The organism is Streptomyces callyspongiae (assembly GCF_047200695.1).
Taxonomy (GTDB): Bacteria; Actinomycetota; Actinomycetes; order Streptomycetales; family Streptomycetaceae; genus Streptomyces.
Genome location: NZ_JBJZOM010000020.1, coordinates 17,051 through 33,552, shown reverse-complemented (window position 1 = coordinate 33,552; position 16,502 = coordinate 17,051). Strand labels below are relative to the sequence as shown.

At 71.2% G+C, this 16,502-nt stretch carries 16 protein-coding genes; 6 read left to right on the top strand and 10 right to left on the bottom strand.

Translation table 11 applies throughout. The annotated features are described in order from the left end of the window. Positions 1 to 31 precede the first annotated feature (31 nt). Genes bioD through bioB form a run of 3 tightly spaced genes read right to left on the bottom strand, consistent with a single transcriptional unit; the run spans position 32 to position 3,127 of the window. Positions 32 to 736 (bottom strand): dethiobiotin synthase, encoded by a 705-nt coding sequence (bioD, locus tag ACL06G_RS18560; protein WP_412836360.1) that lies wholly within the window; start codon positions 734 to 736, stop codon positions 32 to 34. Then, positions 733 to 2,067, bottom strand: a complete 1,335-nt coding sequence (locus ACL06G_RS18555; protein WP_412787500.1) for an adenosylmethionine--8-amino-7-oxononanoate transaminase — start codon at positions 2,065 to 2,067, stop codon at positions 733 to 735. The genes bioD and ACL06G_RS18555 overlap by 4 nt, the downstream gene beginning before the upstream one ends. After that, positions 2,060 to 3,127 carry a biotin synthase BioB gene (gene bioB, locus ACL06G_RS18550; RefSeq protein ID WP_412787501.1) on the bottom strand — a complete coding sequence of 356 codons (1,068 nt, stop codon included), beginning with the start codon at positions 3,125 to 3,127 and terminating at the stop codon, positions 2,060 to 2,062. Before bioB ends, ACL06G_RS18555 begins: the two co-directional genes overlap by 8 nt. Positions 3,128 to 3,298: 171 nt before the next feature. Between bioB and ACL06G_RS18545 the strand changes: the two genes are divergently transcribed. Beyond that, on the top strand, positions 3,299 to 4,468 hold the full coding sequence (locus tag ACL06G_RS18545; protein WP_412787502.1) for an 8-amino-7-oxononanoate synthase: 1,170 nt from the start codon (positions 3,299 to 3,301) through the stop codon (positions 4,466 to 4,468). A gap of 24 nt (positions 4,469 to 4,492) precedes the next feature. Here the strand turns inward: ACL06G_RS18545 and ACL06G_RS18540 are convergent, their stop codons facing one another. The 7 genes from ACL06G_RS18540 to ACL06G_RS18510 form a co-directional block, all read right to left on the bottom strand. After that, positions 4,493 to 4,999, bottom strand: a complete 507-nt coding sequence (locus ACL06G_RS18540; protein ID WP_412787503.1) for a DUF6328 family protein — start codon at positions 4,997 to 4,999, stop codon at positions 4,493 to 4,495. Positions 5,000 to 5,048: 49 nt separating this feature from the next. After that, the gene (locus ACL06G_RS18535) at positions 5,049 to 5,765 is read right to left on the bottom strand and encodes a lysophospholipid acyltransferase family protein (protein WP_412787504.1); all 717 of its coding nucleotides are present in this window, start codon (positions 5,763 to 5,765) and stop codon (positions 5,049 to 5,051) included. 78 nt (positions 5,766 to 5,843) lie between these two features. Next, the gene (locus tag ACL06G_RS18530; RefSeq protein ID WP_412787533.1) at positions 5,844 to 6,002 is read right to left on the bottom strand and encodes a hypothetical protein; all 159 of its coding nucleotides are present in this window, start codon (positions 6,000 to 6,002) and stop codon (positions 5,844 to 5,846) included. Between the two features lie 93 nt (positions 6,003 to 6,095). Next, entirely contained in the window at positions 6,096 to 7,046 is a 951-nt protein-coding gene (locus ACL06G_RS18525) for a cytochrome c oxidase assembly protein (RefSeq protein WP_412787505.1), read from the bottom strand. 116 nt (positions 7,047 to 7,162) lie between these two features. Then, entirely contained in the window at positions 7,163 to 7,891 is a 729-nt protein-coding gene (locus ACL06G_RS18520) for a type 1 glutamine amidotransferase (RefSeq protein ID WP_412787506.1), read from the bottom strand. Positions 7,892 to 7,908: 17 nt separating this feature from the next. Next, positions 7,909 to 9,147: a MurT ligase domain-containing protein gene (locus ACL06G_RS18515; protein ID WP_412787507.1), complete on the bottom strand. Its 1,239-nt coding sequence runs from the start codon at positions 9,145 to 9,147 to the stop codon at positions 7,909 to 7,911. 85 nt (positions 9,148 to 9,232) lie between these two features. Continuing rightward, a complete protein-coding gene (locus tag ACL06G_RS18510; protein ID WP_412836359.1) occupies positions 9,233 to 9,877 on the bottom strand; it encodes a TetR/AcrR family transcriptional regulator in 645 nt (214 codons plus the stop codon). Between the two features lie 147 nt (positions 9,878 to 10,024). Here ACL06G_RS18510 and ACL06G_RS18505 point away from each other — a divergent pair, with 147 nt between their 5' ends. The 5 genes from ACL06G_RS18505 to ACL06G_RS18485 all read left to right on the top strand — a co-directional run bounded on the left by ACL06G_RS18505 (position 10,025) and on the right by ACL06G_RS18485 (position 16,446). Next, the gene (locus tag ACL06G_RS18505) at positions 10,025 to 11,248 is read left to right on the top strand and encodes an acyl-CoA dehydrogenase family protein (protein ID WP_412787509.1); all 1,224 of its coding nucleotides are present in this window, start codon (positions 10,025 to 10,027) and stop codon (positions 11,246 to 11,248) included. A gap of 91 nt (positions 11,249 to 11,339) precedes the next feature. Then, positions 11,340 to 12,731, top strand: coding sequence for a dihydroorotase (locus ACL06G_RS18500; protein WP_412787510.1), 1,392 nt, complete (start codon positions 11,340 to 11,342; stop codon positions 12,729 to 12,731). Further along, complete coding sequence (locus tag ACL06G_RS18495; RefSeq protein WP_412787511.1) at positions 12,731 to 13,480, top strand: IclR family transcriptional regulator; 750 nt, start codon at positions 12,731 to 12,733, stop codon at positions 13,478 to 13,480. Before ACL06G_RS18500 ends, ACL06G_RS18495 begins: the two co-directional genes overlap by 1 nt. Positions 13,481 to 13,539: 59 nt before the next feature. Then, complete coding sequence (gene ertE / locus ACL06G_RS18490) at positions 13,540 to 14,835, top strand: N-carbamyl-l-glutamate amidohydrolase ErtE (RefSeq protein ID WP_412787512.1); 1,296 nt, start codon at positions 13,540 to 13,542, stop codon at positions 14,833 to 14,835. A gap of 84 nt (positions 14,836 to 14,919) precedes the next feature. Further along, entirely contained in the window at positions 14,920 to 16,446 is a 1,527-nt protein-coding gene (locus tag ACL06G_RS18485) for an AbgT family transporter (protein ID WP_412787513.1), read from the top strand. Positions 16,447 to 16,502 lie beyond the last annotated feature (56 nt).

Sequence of the window (16,502 nt, the reverse complement as noted above, 5' to 3'; positions counted from 1 at the left end):
CCGGGGCACGTCCACCCCCGCCCGAAGCGCCTCAGCCCGGTCGTGTTCCGTCCCACACGCCACCCAGCCCCGGACCCAGCCACGCGGCGGCCGCCGCACGGAACACCCCCGGCTCCGCGGCGGCCGCACCCTGCGGCACCACCCCCACCAGCGGCGCGTCCGCGACCACCGGCAGGTCCTCCAGGTTGCACAGGCAGTCCAGTCCCGGATTGCGCGGCCACGCACCGACCACCACGCCCGTACACGCCAGATCCCGCACCCGCAGTGCCTCCGCCGTCAGCTGCGTCGCGTTCAGCGTTCCCAGACCCGCCTCCGCGACGACCAGGACCGGAGCCGCCAGCAGCCGTGCCACGTCGGCCAGCGTCGCCCCCTCCTCGTCGAACCGCACCAGAAGCCCCCCGGCCCCCTCGACCAGCACCAGGTCGTGCTGTCCGTGCAGGTCGTCCACCGTTGCGGCGACGTCCGCAGGCGACACGCACGGCATACCGGCCCGCCGCGCAGCCGTCGCCGGCGCCAACGGCTCCGGATAGCGCGCGCACTCCACCACCCGCACGGAGTCCCCCGCCAGCCGCACCACCTCCGCGACGTCACCGGGCTCGCCCTCCGCGACACCGGTCTGCGCCGGCTTCACGACCGCCACCGAGCGGCCCGCCCCCAGCGCCACCGCGGCCACCGCCGCCGTCGTCACGGTCTTGCCCACGTCCGTGCCCGTGCCCGAGACCACCAGAACCGTCATTCCGCGGCCTCCCGCGCCCCGGAGGCCTCCGCCGACGCCGCGGCAGCGGCGCACGCCGCGGCGCAGATCCGTGCCACGTCCTCCTCGTCCGTCACGTAGGGCGGCATCGTGTACACCGTGTCGCGGAACGGGCGCAGCCACACCCCCTCCCGCACCGCGGCGCGCCCGGCCGCAGCCGTGTCCACCGGCCGGTCCAACTGGATCACCCCGACGGCACCCAGCACCCGCACGTCCCGGACGCCCGGAACGGGCCGCGCCGCCGACAGGCCGCTGCGCAGTCCCGCCTCGATCCGGCCGACATCGGCAGCCCAGTCCCGCTCCAGCAGAAGCCCCACGGACGCGTCCGCGACCGCGGCCGCCAGCGGGTTGCCCATGAACGTCGGACCGTGTGCCAGCACCGGGACCTCACCCCTCGAGATCCCGTCCGCGACACGCCCGGTGCACAGCGTCGCCGCCATCGTCAGGTAACCGCCCGTCAGCGCCTTGCCCACGCACAGCACGTCCGGGCCGATGCCCGCGTGCTCGGAGGCGAACAGCGCGCCCGTGCGGCCGAAGCCCGTCGCGATCTCGTCCAGCACCAGCAGCACGTCGTGCTCGTCGCACGCCTCCCGCAGCACCCGCAGATACGCGGGGGAGTGGAACCGCATCCCACCCGCACCCTGCACCACCGGCTCCACGATCACGGCCGCCAGCTCGTGCGCGTGCTCCGCGACCAGATCGCGCAGTTGCTGCACGTACGCGGCATCCGGCTCGGCATCGAACCCGGCCGGCGGCGCGTCCGCGAAGACCTGACGGGGCAACACCCCCGACCACAGGTGATGCATGCCCCCGTCCGGATCGCACACGGACATCGGATTCCACGTGTCGCCGTGGTAACCGCCTCGCCAGGTCAGCAGGCGCTGCTTCTCCGGCCGCCCCCGCGACCGCTGGTACTGCAGGCACATCTTCACCGCGACCTCCACCGACACCGAACCGGAGTCCGCGAGGAACACGTGCTCCAAACCCGCCGGAGTGATCTCGGCCAACCGTTTGCTCAGCCGCACCGCCGGCTCATGGGTGAGCCCACCGAACATCACATGGCTCATCCGCCCCAACTGGTCCGTCGCGGCAGCATTCAGCACCGGATGGTTGTAGCCGTGGATCGCCGACCACCACGACGACATGCCGTCGACCAGCTCCCGCCGGCCCTCGACCGGCTCCGCCAGCCGCAGCCGCACCCCCGAAGCCGACTCCACCAGCAGCGGCTCCTCCCGCCCCGGCATCGGCCCGTACGGATGCCACACGTGCCGCCGGTCCAGCGCGAGCAGCGACGCCGTGTCCCGCTCAGGCATTGGGCGGCAGCTCCGTACCCGCACCGCGGCGCCTCACCGCCACCAGCTCCTCGGTGGAACGGTGCTCAGGCAGCGTCGTGGTGTCGGCACCCTCGACCTCGAAACCCGCATCGGCGATCATCTCCAGGTCCGCCGTTCCCGCCTGTCCCTCACTTGTCAGGTAGTCGCCGAGGAAGATGGAGTTGGCAAGGTGCAGCGCGAGCGGTTGCATCGACCGCAACTGCACCTCCCGGCCGCCCGCCAGGCGCACCTCCACGTCCGGGCACACGAACCGCACCATCGCCAGGATCCGCAGGCAGCGCTGCGGCGTCAGGTTCCACTCCGCCGCCAGCGGAGTGCCCTCGAACGGAATCAGGAAGTTCACCGGCACCGAGTCCGGGTCGAGCTCCCGCAGCCCGAACACCACGTCCACCAGGTCCTCGTCGCGTTCGCCCATGCCCGCGATCAGCCCCGAGCAGGCGGACAGGCCCGACTGCTGCGCCTGCCGCACGGTCTCCACACGATCCGCGTAGTCGTGCGTCGTGCAGATGTCGCCGTACGTCGCCTCGGAAGTGTTCAGGTTGTGGTTGTACGCGTCCGCCCCCGCGGCCTGCAGCCTGTCGGCCTGCCCCTCGGACAGCAACCCCAGACAGGCGCAGATCTCCACCTCCCCGTGCTGCTCCTTGATCGCGGAGATGGTCTCGGAGACCCGGTCCACGTCCTTGTCGGTCGGTCCCCGGCCGCTGGCCACCAGGCACACCCGCTTGGCGCCCCCGGAGACCCCGGCGCGCGCCGCTTCGGCGGCCTGGTCCGGCTTCAGCCACGTGTACTTGAGGATCTCGGCCTTCGAACCCAGCCGCTGCGAACAGTACGAGCAGTCCTCCGGACACAGCCCCGACTTCAGGTTCACCAGATAGTTGAGCTTCACCCGGCGGCCGAACCACTGTCGGCGCACCTTGCCCGCGGCGGCCACCACGTCGAGCAGCTGCTCGTCCGTCGTCGCCAGTACGGCGAGCGCCTCTTCCCGCGTCGGCAGCTCGCGACGCAGGCCCTTGTCCACCAGTGAGTTCAGCAGGTCCATGGCGCTGATACTCGCCCACACCCGGTGTCCGGGCCAAGGAGACAGCCCACAAGATCGGTTGAATACGGTGTGGGTATTGCCACACTCCGTGCAGCGGCACGGCGCACTAGCGTGGACGGACCGCCGACCCCGGCGCCGCCGCGGCGGCCACCCGAAGACGAGGACATCGCCATGCCCGGCCAGCCCCAGGATCCCTTCGGTCGCCTCGACACCGCGCACCGCCGACGGGAACGCTCCGGACTGACCCGCACTCTCACCCCGCGACCGGCCCGATCCTCCCAGCTCGACATGGCAGGCAACGACTACCTGGGGCTCGCCCGCCACGACGATGTCACCGCCGCGGCCGCCGACGCCGCCCGGACCTGGGGCGCGGGCGCCACCGGCTCCCGCCTGGTCACCGGATCCACCACCCTCCACGGCGAACTCGAAGCCGAACTCGCCGACTTCTGCGGCTACGAAGCCGCGCTGGTCTTCGCCTCCGGCTACGCCGCCAACCTGGCCGCCGTCACCGCCCTCACCGACAGCGACACCCTCCTGGTCTCCGACGCCTACAACCACGCCTCCCTCATCGACGGCTGCCGCCTTTCCCGTGCCACCACCCGCGTCGTCCCCCACGCGGCCCCCGACGCCGTGGGAACGGCTCTCGCCGGACACGACGGCCCCGCCGTCGTGCTCACCGACACGGTGTTCTCCGTGGATGGCGATGCCGCACCGCTGCCCGCACTCGCTGCCGCATGCCGCACCCACGGCGCCGCACTCCTCACCGACGACGCCCACGGTCTGGGCGTACTCGGCGACGGCGGACGCGGCGCCCCGCACGCCGCCGGACTCGCCGGAGCACCCGACACCGTCACCACCGTCACCCTGTCCAAGTCCCTCGCCGGCCAGGGCGGCGCCGTCCTCGGGCCGGCACGCGTCATCGACCACCTGCTCAACACCGCCCGCACCTTCATCTTCGACACGGGCCTCGCGCCCGCCGCCACCGCCGGGGCACTCGCAGCGCTGCGCCTGTTGCGCCGGGAGCCGTCCCGGGCCGCCCGCGTCCGCGCGGCGGCGTCCGGCCTCCACCAGCGGCTGGCCGCGGCAGGACTCGATTCCGTCCGGCCCGACGCGGCTGTGGTGTCCGTGCGCGCTCCCCGTCCCGAAGCAGCGGTCGCGTGGCGTGCCCAATGCGCCGCAGCCGGTGTCGCGGTCGGATGCTTCCGTCCGCCGTCCGTTCCCGACGGAGTCTCCCGGCTCCGCCTGACGGCCCGCGCCGACCTCACCGCGCAGGACCTCGACCGGGTCGTCTCCACACTCGTGGACAGCGCCCCCGCGGGAGTACTGCCCCGGGAGGCGTGAGGACTCCCGGCCCCCGCCCCGTCGTCAGCGTCCCTGCTCGCGCCGTCCGTCCGCCTCGCCGGGACGCCCCGGCGTCCTGGCACGACGCAGCGACAACGGCAGCACGGCCCAGGCCAGCAGACACACCCCGAGCGCCGCCCCCGCCACACCCAACCCGAACGCCCGTCCCAGGACCACGTCGACCACCAGCAGCAGTGCACCTGCCAGCGCGAGCGCGAGAACTGCGAGGCCCAGGGCGGCGAACCGCGACGACACATCGACGATCAGCCGTTTCGCGCCCCGCCGGAACAGGGTGCGGTGCAGCGCCGCCGGAGCGGTGAACAGCACCGCCGCCAGCGCCGACAGCAGGAGTGTCGCAATGTACGTGGCCCGTTGGAAGGCGTCCAGCTCCGGGAAGCGTGCCGTGAACGCGAGGGTGAGCAGAAAGGCGAACAGGATCTGCACCCCGGTCTGGATCACACGCAGCTCCTGGAGGAGCTCCAGGAAGTTCCGGTCGGCCCGCTCCACAGCCGTCTCGTTGCGGGTGTCCATGTCACGCGGAGTGCCCGTCACGCGCCACTTCACTCCCGCCCGCCGCCCGTCAGCGGCCTGCTTCGGCCTCCCCGCTCCGCTTCTTCGCCGCCTGCGCCGCTGCCTTGGCCTCAGGCGCGTACATGTCGACGTACTCCTGACCGGAGAGCTGCAGTACAGCGTGCATGATTTCGTCGGTGACGGCCCGCAGCACCGCTCGTTCCTCCTCCATGCCGGCGAAGCGTGAGAAGTCCAGTGGCTCCCCGAACCTGATCGTCACCCGCCCCAGTCGTGGCAGGCGGCGCCCCGGCGGCTGCAGCTCGAACGTCCCCAGCATCGCGCACGGGACCACCGGCACGCCCGCGCGCAGCGCCATCGAGGCCACACCGACCCGGCCCTTGTAGAGGCGGCCGTCGTGCGAGCGCGTGCCCTCGGGGTAGATGCCGAGGAGCTGCCCCTTCCGCAGCACCCCGACACCCTCCTCCACCGCCGCCTGTCCCGCGCCGCGCCCGGAGCGGTCCACGGGTATCTGGCCCACGCTCCGGAAGAAGCCCGCCGTGAGCCGGCCCTTCAGGCCGGGGCCCGTGAAGTACTCCGCCTTCGCGAGGAAGGTGATGCGCCGCCGCAGGATCGTCGGCATCACGAAGTGGTCGGAGAAGGAGAGGTGGTTCCCCGCGACGATCGCGGGGCCCTCGTCCGGAACGTGCTCGAGTCCCTCGATGCGCGGCCGGAACAGCAGCCGAAGCAACGGTCCCAGAAGCACGTACTTGCAGAACTGATAGAACACGCGCGGGCCTCCCCCGTCGATCAAGGTGCCGCAGCACCCTAACCGCTGCTGCCCGGCAAGGGCAGCGGTGGGGTCCGCTCAACCCTTCCGCGTCGAGATCACTCCGACGGTGGCCAACCCCAGGACCACCCAGGCGAACCACAGCCAGGCGCTGCTTCCCAGGGCCACCGTGTAGGCGGTGACCACGACCAGTGCCACCACGGTGGCCACCGACATCGTCTTCACAGGACTGGACACCCGGCACCTCCTCCGGCGGCCCGCACCCGGACGGACACCGGGGAAACGCGGCCGCGCTCACGACTCCATGGTCACCGGATTCGCCGCTCGGCGCTACTGCCCGCGCGCCTGCAGCGACGCCAGGTAGGCGTTGTACGCGGCGAGCTCCCGCTCGCCGTTGCGGTCGGCCGCGCGGTCTCCCGCACGTGCCTGCCGCTGGTCGGAGAAGTACCACTGGAACACCAGTGCGATGAGCACAAGGACCGACGGGATCTCGCTGAACGCCCACGCGATGCCCCCCGCCGCCGTCTGGTCGGCGAGCGCCGTCACCCCCAGCGAGTCCGGCGGGTCGGCGTACGTGGCGACCATCGGTGCGGTGCCCATCATCAGGGCGATGCCGAAGAACGCGTGGAACGGCATACCCGCGAACAACTCCAGCATCCGCATCACGTAACCGGGGCGGTGCGGGCCCGGATCCACTCCCATGATCGGCCAGAAGAACACCAGACCCACCGCGAGGAAGTGCACCATCATCGCCACGTGGCCCGTCCGGGACGACATCAGCACGTCGAACAGCGGAGTGAAGTAGAGACCGTACAGACTGGCGATGAACAGCGGAATCGTGAACGCCGGATGTGAGACCACCCGCACGTACCGGCTGTGCAGCAGCGCCACCAGCAGCTCCCGCGGCCCGCGGTGCCCGCGCCCTGCCGCCGGAAGTGCCCGCAGCGCCAGCGTCACCGGCGCTCCCAGCAGCAGCAGAATCGGCGAGAGCATGCTGATGATCATGTGCTGCACCATGTGGGCGGAGAACAGCACCATGCCGTAGTCGTTCAGTCCGGTGCACATCACCAGCAGCACCGTGAACAGTCCCAGCACGAACCCGACGGACCGCCCGGCGGGCCAGGCGTCGCCGCGGCGACGCAGCCGCAGCACCCCCCAGCCGTAGAGCAGCAGGGCCAGCACACAGGAGACGAGGAAGAAGGGATCGGAGGAGAACTCCAACGCACGCCCCAGCGTGAACGGCGGCAGCTCCGTCATCATGCCGTGTCCGCCGTGATCCATCCTCACGCTCCCGTTTCCATCCGGTCTGCCCGCACCAGACTAGGACCGTCCCGACAACGGCCCGGCGGTGGGGTCACGGGGGAGGCCCGCCCGGCGCCACCGCCGGTTCGCACGCCTCATACGGGCTGGGTCGCCGCGGCGATCCGCTCTCCGCGCAGTGCCTCGTACCACCGGTCGTCGACCGGGGGCAGCGCGTTCACGTCGAGCGCCAGCTTGATCAGCAGATCAGCGATCTGCGGGTTCCTCGCCAGCACCGGGCCGTGCATGTACGTGCCGAAGACGGTGTCGTGCCAGGCCCCCTCGGTGCCGTCGCCCGTGCCGTTGCCCTGGCCCAGACGCACCCGCGCGAAGGGACGGGCTCCCGGACCGACGTGCGTGACGCCCTGGTGGTTCTCGAAACCGGTCAGCTCCGGCAGCCCGAGCTGCTCGTCGATGTCCCCCAGGACGTCTCCCACGCAGCGGTCCGCCTCGCCGCGCCCGGAGGTGACGTCCAGCAGTCCCAGGCCGGGCTCCCGCGCCCCGAGGTCGTTGATGAACTCGTGGCCGATGATCTGATAGCCCGCGCAGACCGAGAAGACGATCGCCCCGTTGTCCACGGCACGGTTCAGCCCGCCGTCGCGGCGCAGCCGCTCCGCTGCCAGCCGCTGCGGCCGGTCCTCGCCGCCGCCGATGAGGTAGATGTCCCCCGAGGTGGGCACCGGCTGGTCGGAGCGGACGTCCTGGCGCTGCACCTCCAGGCCCCGCTGCTGCGCACGCCGCTCGACCACCAGGGCGTTGCCCTGGTCGCCGTAGGTGCTCAGCAGGTCCGGGTAGACCCATACCAGACGCAGACTCGTGTCGCTCATGCTCGTCTCCTCGTGGGTCAGTTGCCGACGATGCGGCGGAGGTCCTGGAAGGCCGTGTAGTTGGCGATCGCCTCGATCCGGCCCGGCGGGCAGATGCGGACCGCCTCCTCGGCGGTCTGGCAGACCTGGAAGTCCACGCCGGCCACCTCCAGCCGCACCGCCAGGTCGAGCCTGCGGTCGCCGACGACGTAGATCGGGTGGCCCGCCAGCCGTGAGTAGTCCACGTCCCACAGCCACGACGTGTCCGTGCCGTCGGCGCTGCGCGCGTTCACCGAGAGGATCACCGGCGAGGGCGGTGGGTCGATGAGGGAGAACGTCTCGAGCCAGCCGGCCGGGTTCTTGGCCAGCAGCAGCCGGATGTCGCGCTCGAGGTAGGACACCACGTCGTACCGGCCCGCGACCGCGGTCACGGCGTGCATGCGCTCGAGCGCCACCTGCGGCGCCACGCCGAAGCTGGCTGCCACGGCCGCGGAGGTCGTGGCGTTCGCCTTGTTCGCGCGGCCCGGCAGTTGCAGCTTGATCGGCCAGGCGGAGCCGTGCGGGTCCAGCACGTGATCGCCCGACAGGGCCCACGTGGGAGTGGGACGCCGGAAGCCGCACTCGCCGCAGTGCCAGTCGTCGCCCGGGCGCTGCATCACACCGCCGCAGGAGGGGCAGGACCAGGCGTCGTCCTTCCACTCCTGGCCCGCGGCCACCCACACGACGTTCGCCGAGTCGGAGGCGGCCCACACCACCAGCGGGTCGTCGGCGTTCGCGATGATCAGGGCCCGCTGGTTCCGGAGCGCCTCCCGCCAGCGCTCGGCGAGCATCCGGGTCTCCCCGGCGCGGTCGAGCTGATCGCGGGAGAGGTTCAGCAGGGCGATGGCCTTGGGCGTGACGTCGCGGGCGACGGTTGCCAGGTACTTCTCGTCGACCTCGATCACCCCGAACCGGGCGGTGGAGCCGCCGGCGAGTGCGGAAGTGATGCCCGCGGGCATGTTGGCACCCAGGGCGTTGGAGACGACCTCGCCGCCGGCCCGGAGAGCCTCGGCGATCAGCCGGGTGGTGGTCGTCTTTCCGTTCGTCGCCGACACCAGCACCACGTCGAGATGCCGGGCCAGCCGCTCCAGCAGGTCGGGGTCGAGCCTGAGGGCCACCTTGCCCCCGATCACCGATCCGCTGCCCCGGCCTGCTGCCCGGGAGACGGCCGCGGCGGCTCTCCCTGCCGTGACGGCCAGCCTCGCCCTCGGCGTCAGCGGCTCCGTGTTCCCTGCCATCGTCCTGGGTCCTCCTTGCGCCTCGGTCGGGGAACAGCCTACCGAGAAGGCCAACCGGCCCCGAAACGCGGCGCGTACCGCGGGATCAGAACCCGGGGCCGTCCTTCACGTCGGCCGATGTCGCCAGTCGCCCCCAGAGAAGGTCCGTCAGGTCCCGTACGAGTTCCGGTCGCGAGCAGGGCCGCTCTCCCAGCCACCAGTCGCCCGCCGCGTGCATCATTCCGACGATTCCGTGGCCCCAGACCCGTGCGGTTCCGGCGCCGCCCGGGCCGAGATCGACGCGCTCGGCGATCACCTCGGCGAGTTCCTCGCCCAGGCGCCTCAGCAGGGGAGCGGAGTGGCGGCCGATGTCGAACGACCGCTCGCCCGTGGTGCCGCCCTCCGCGGGGTGCATGAGGAAGCGGTACACCTGCGGCCTGGCCTCGATGGCGGCGAGGTAGGTGTCCAGGGTCGCTGCCACCCGCTCGCGCCGCTCCGCGGGTGCGTCGAGAGCCGCCCGCAGGGCGTCCAGCAGGGCGTCGGTGTGGCGTGTGGCAAGTGCGCGATAGAGCCCGCCCTTGTCACCGAAGTGCCGGTAGAGGATCGGCTTGGTGATGCCGGCCTCCGCGGCGATCGCGTTCATCGACGCGCCGGGGCCGTCCCGCAGCACCACCCGGTCGGCGGCTTCCAGCAGCTCCCGGCGGCGTCGTGCGGTGGCGTCATGCCGTTCCTCGCGCCGTGTGGTGCTCATCCGCTCCCGCCCGTCGTGTGTTCCCCTCTGCGCAACGTAGCACCCGGCGTCGGCCCCCGGCCGGTCGCGGTGACGCCGGTTGACAGGGGCTACTGGCTGGTAACAGACTGCGAGTTACTGCTGGTAACAATCTGCGGGAGACCTGTCATGACGGAATTCGCCTTCGATCTCAACGACGACCAGAAGGAGGTCCGGGACTGGATCCACGGCTTCGCGGCCGAGGTGATCCGCCCCGCGGCGGCCGAATGGGACGAGCGCGAGGAGACTCCCTGGCCCGTCATACAGGAAGCGGCCAAGATCGGCCTCTACTCCCTCGACTTCTACGCCCAGCAGTTCTTCGACCCCACCGGCCTCGGCATTCCCATGGCGATGGAGGAACTCTTCTGGGGGGACGCCGGCATCGCCCTGTCGATCGTCGGTACCGGCCTCGCTGCGGTCGGCGTCCTCGCCAACGGCACCGAGGAGCAGATCGGCACCTGGGTGCCGCAGATGTACGGAGACCCCGACGACGTCAAGGTCGCCGCCTTCTGCTCCTCCGAACCCGACGCCGGGTCCGACGTCGCCTCCATGCGGACCCGCGCGGTCTACGACGAGGCGAAGGACGAATGGGTCCTCAACGGCACGAAGACCTGGGCCACCAACGGCGGCATCGCGAACGTCCACGTCGTCGTGGCCGTCGTCGACCCCGAGCTCGGCTCCAAGGGGCACGCGTCGTTCATCGTCCCGCCCGGTACCCCCGGACTCTCCCAGGGGCAGAAATTCCTCAAGCACGGCATCCGTGCCTCGCACACCGCCGAGGTCGTCCTCGACGACGTACGCATCCCCGGCAGCTGCCTGCTCGGCGGCAAGGAGAAGCTCGACGAGCGTCTCGCCCGCGCCCGGGAACGCGCCCGGACCGGTGAGCGCGTCAAGAACGCCGCCATGGCCACCTTCGAGGCTTCCCGCCCCGCCGTGGGCGCCATGGCCGTCGGAACCGCCCGCGCCGCCTACGAGGTCGCCCTCGACTACGCCACGACACGGGAGCAGTTCGGACGTCCCATCATCGACAATCAGGGAGTCGCCTTCCAGCTCGCCGACATGCGCACCCGCATCGACGCCGCCCGCCTCATGGTGTGGCGCGCCTCCTGGATGGCGGCCGCGGGCCGCCCCTTCGAATCCGCCGAAGGGTCGATGTCCAAGCTCTACGCCAGCGAGGTCGCCAAGTCCGTCACCGGACAGGCCATCCAGCTCCTGGGCGGCAACGGCTACACCCGCGAGTACCCCGTGGAGCGCATGCACCGCGACGCAGCCATCTACACCATCTTCGAAGGCACCAGCGAGATCCAGCGGCTCGTCATCGCCCGCACCGTCTCCGGCGTGCCCATTCGTTGATCCGGCCGACAACGGGAAGCCCATGACCTGCTGATTCCCAAAGGATGGGAAGCGGGTTGTCGACATTCGGCAGCTGCGGCAGTCTCGCCGCATGTTCGACCAGGAAGCCCTCGACGCGGACCTGGCCGTGATCGGTCACGTGGTGACGTCCCGGGCCAGGATCCCGCGCGGCGAGGTGAGAGTACGCGACGGACGCATCGTCGCCGTGCTCGACAACCCCAGCGACGCCCCCGCCGCCGAGCGCATCGACGCCGGCGACGCCTGGGTGATGCCGGGAGTCGTCGATCCGCACGTCCACTGCCTGAGCCACGCGGGAGAAGGCGTCGAAGCGGCGACCCGGTCGGCAGCAGCCGGAGGGGTGACCACCCTCCTCGAGATGCCCTTCGACGAGACCGGCCCCGTCTGGTCGGCCGAGGCGTTCCGCGCCAAACGCGACACCGTCCGCCGCGAGACCCACGTCGACATCGGCATGTACGCCACCGTCGAACCCGGCGGCAGCGGCCTCGACACCGTCGGGGAACTCGCCGCCCTCGGCGCCGCCTGCTTCAAGCTCTCCACCTTCCACACCGACCCGCTGCGTTTCCCCCGCACCCCCGACGGAGAACTGCTCGACGCCTTCGACGCAATCGCAGGAACCGGTCTGCGCGTCTGCGTCCATGCGGAGAACGACGAGATCGTGCAGCGCAACCTCACCCGGATGCGGAACACCGACGACTCCGACCCGCTCCTGCACGGCGCCTCCCGCCCACCCGTCACCGAGACCGCGGCTGTCGCAGCCGTCCTGGAGATGGCCCGGGCCACCGGCGTCGACCTCCACTTCTGCCACATCAGCACACCCCACGCCGTCGACCTGGTCCAATGGCACAGAGACCGCGGCACTTCCGTCACCACCGAGGTGTGCCCGCACTACCTGGCCCTGACGGAACAGGACATGGCCCGCAGCGGCGCACAACTGAAGTTCAACCCGCCGCTGCGCGCCCCCGGCAGCACCGGAGCCCTGCGGGAGCGGGCGCTCTCCGGAGCGATCGACATGATCGCCTCCGACCACGCCCCTTGGCCGCTCGAGAAGAAGCAGCGCGACCACATCTTCGACAACGCCTCCGGCGGCCCCGGCGTCGAAACGCTCCTCCCCGTCGCGGCCGACGCTGCCCTCCGCCACCACGCGGACCCCCGGGCTCTGGTCCGGAGTGTCTCCACCCGCGCCGCCCGGGCCTTCGGGCTCCATCACCGCAAGGGCGATCTGAGACCGGGCCTCGACGCCGACCTCGTGGTCCTCGACCCCGACACCGCCTGGACCGTCGACGGCACCGCACTCCACTCCCGCGCCGGCTGGAGCCCGTTCGACGGCAGAACACTCCGAGCCGCGGTGCAACTCACCGTCTCCCGGGGCGACATCATCTGGGACGGCGCCTCCGTCCTGTCCACCCCCGGCCGGGGACACCTCCTCACACCGGCCGCCGCACACCGGCAGGGCGACGGCTGATGCCGCAGGAACGCCCCGCCTCCTCCTTCACCCGAGGACTCAACGTCCTCGCGGCAGTCGTCGACGGCGGCCCGCAACGCGCAGACGAACTGGCCCGACGCACCGACCTGTCCACCAGCTCCGTCTACCGCTTCGTGCGCGCCCTGGTCGACGACGGCTTCCTCGAGACCGACGGTGCGGGGATCTACCGGATCGGCCCCCGGCTCTCCCGACTGCGCGGGGACCAGGACGCGGGCGACGCCCTCCGCGGACTCGCCCTCCCGTTCCTCCACGACCTGGTGACCGAGACCTCCGAGACCGCCCTCCTCACCGTCCCCGCCGGCCTGTCCGCTCTGGTCGTGGAGAGCCTCGACTCTCCGCACTCCATGCGGCTCTCCTTCGCGCCCGGCACCCTCCGCCCGCTCTACGCGGGCGCCTCCGCGAAAGCACTCCTGGCCTTCGCCTCCCACGACGTGGCCGAACAGGTTCTCCGCCAGGAACTGGAAAGGTTCACCCCCGACACCCCCACGAAAGCTGCCCTGCGCACCCAACTGGAGCAGATCCGCAAGCAGGGGTACGTCGTCAGCCGCGGCGAGGTCGACCCCTTCGCCGTAGCCGTCGGCGTCCCCGTAGTACGACAGGGCCGCCTCGTCTGCGCCCTGAGCATCGCCGGGCCGGAACACCGCCTCGACGGCCGCAGCATCCCGGCACAGATCCACGCACTCACCGTCGCGGCCCGCGGGCTCGCCGCACAACTCGACCGGGTCTGAGCCCGCGTACCGCACCCGGCCGCACCACAACCCCCCAGCACCACGGAAAGGGCACCCCCATGTCCCACGCACAGGTTCCCGTCGTACCCGCCTGCTCGGCGGAACGCCTCGGCGCGGACTTCCACGCGCTGGCCGAGTTCCACGAGCCCGGACGGCCCGGCTGGACCCGTGGCGCGTTCTCCCCCTCCTACGTCGCCTCCCGCGACTGGATGGCCGGACGCATGCGCGACGCCGGCATGTCCGTCCACCGCGACGCCGCGAACAATCTCATCGGTACCCTCCCCGGCACCGACCCCGACGCCCCGGCCCTCGTCACCGGCTCGCACACCGACACCGTCGAGGGCGGCGGACGCTTCGACGGCATCATCGGTGTACTCGGCGCACTCGAAGCGGTCCGGACCCTCACCGACGCCGGAATCCACCTCGCCCACGAGCTGCGCGTCGTCGACTTCTTCAACGAGGAACCGAACCAGTACGGCCTCAGCTGCGTCGGAAGCCGGGCCCTCGTCGGCGCGGTCGGTGCGGAGCACCTCCGCCTCGACGACGGTGCCGGAGAGACCCTCGCCGAGGGCCTGACACGGGTCGGCGGAGCCCCCGAACGCCTCGCCGAAGCCCGCTGGTCACCCGACGAGATCGCCGCCTTCCTCGAACTCCACATCGAACAGGGACCCGTCCTCGAACGCGAGGGCCTGCCCCTGGCGGTGGTGACCGCCATCGCCGGCATCGACCGCTACCGCATCGAACTCACCGGCCGGCCCGACCACGCCGGCGCCACCCCGATGGACTACCGCCACGACGCCGCGTGCGCCGCCGCCGACGCGGTACTCGCAGCCGAGAACCTCGCCGGAGACGGCCGGGGCGTCGCCACCACCGGACGGATCGAGATCGAACCCGGCGCCCCCAACGTCGTCCCCGGCACGGCCCGCCTCTGGACCGAATTCCGGTCCGGCGAACGGGCGTGGCTGGACAACTGCCGCCGCGAACTCGAGAAGGCGATCCGCGCCGCTGCCGAACAGCGCGGGTTGACATGGACCATGGAGAACATCTCGGCGGTCGACCCCGTGAGTGCCGACCCCCGCATCCAGGACCTCCTCACCAGCGCCGGCGACCGACTCGGGCTGCCCCGCCGCGCCATGTTCTCCGGTGCCGGCCACGACGCCGCCCACATGGCCGAACTCGCTCCTATGGGAATGCTGTTCATCCCCTCCCGCGGAGGTCGGAGCCACTGCCCCGAAGAGTGGACCGAACTCGACCAGGTCGCCACCGGAGCCCGGGCTCTCGCCCAGGGACTCGTGGAACTCGACCGCACCACCCCCACCACGACGCCCCCCACCGTCCACACCGCCACCCACTGATCCCGGTCCCCACGCCTCCGCGTCCCCCAGCGCAGAGTCCCCGACCCCCGCACACCCGAAAGTGATGGTGCCCCAATGCCGCTGATGACGGGCACACGAGTCAGCCGTCTCTCCAGCAGCCTGCTCGGTGGAATCGAACGCGCAGGCAACAAGCTTCCCCACCCGTTCATCCTCTTCGTCTACCTCGCCCTCCTGGTCATCGCCGCCTCCGGCCTCACCAGCCTGTTCGGCGTCACCGTCGCGAACCCCGAGACCGGAGACACCGAACCCGTCCGCAGCCTCCTCTCCGGCGACGGCCTCGTCTACATACTGACCTCGGCCCTCGACAACTTCGTCGCCTTCCCGCCCCTGGGCCTCGTCGTCGTCATGATGCTCGGCATCGGACTCGCCCAGCAGGTCGGCCTCATCGAATCCGCCGTCAAGCGCGTCATCCTGGCCGCCCCGCCGCGTCTGGTCACCGCCGCCGTCATCCTCACGGGGATCTGCGGCAACCTCGCCTCCGACGCCGCCTTCATCATCATCCCCCCGCTCGCGGCCCTCGTCTTCCGCGCCGTAGGCAGGCACCCCCTCGCAGGTCTCGCCGCGGGGTTCACCGCAGCAGGCGCCGGATTCTCCGCCAACTTCTTCGTCGCAGGCACCGACGTCCTCCTCTCCGGCATCTCCACGGAAGCCGCGCACATCGTGGAGAAGGGCGCCGAAGTGTCCCCCGTGGCCAACTGGTACTTCATGGTCGCCTCGGTCATCACCCTGACCGTCATCGGCGTGCTCGTCACCGAGAAGGTGGTGGAACCGAGGCTCGGCCCCTACGAGAGCGACGACGACTCCGACGCCCTCGAACAGTCCCGGGTCACCCCGGAACAGCGCCGCGGCCTCCGCAACGCCTGCATCGCCACGGCCGCATACGTCCTGCTCGTCGTCGCCGTCGTGCTGCCCTCGGGCTCCCCACTGCGTGGCGAAGGCGGCTCCCTCGTGGAGTCGCCGCTGCTCGACGGCATCGTGCCCCTGATCTTCCTGCTGTTCGTCATCGCAGCGGTGGCCTACGGCATCACCGTCAACGCGCTCAAGAGCAGCGGCGACGTGCCTGCCTACATGGCGGAGGCCGCGAAGAACCTCGGCGGCTTCCTGGTGCTGATCTTCGCAGCGGCACAGGCCATCGCCTACTTCGAATGGAGCAGGCTCGGACTGTGGGTCGCCGTCAACGGCGCCGAACTGATGGAGACCCTCGACATCTCCGGCATGGGCGGGCTCATCGGTTTCAGCGTGATCACCCTGGTGCTCAGCCTGCTCATCGCCAGCGGCTCCGGCCTCTGGGCCATCGAAGCACCCATCTTCGTGCCGATGTTCATGCTGCACGACGTCAATCCCGCATACGTCCAGCTCGCCTACCGCATCGCCGACTCGTCCACGAACTGCATCGTCCCGCTGAGCCCCTACGTCGCCATCATGCTCGGCTTCATCCAGCAGTACCAACGACGAGCAGGCCTGGGAACGCTCTTCGCCCTCGTCCTGCCGTACACGGTGGCCTTCTACGTCGGCTGGATGCTGCTCTTCGTCATCTGGGTACTCCTGGGCATCCCCATCGGCCCCGGCGAAACCCTGAGCCTGTCCTGACCCCACACCAGGCCCCGGCCCCGGGAGCATGTGCGAGCCCTCACGGCCCACACTCC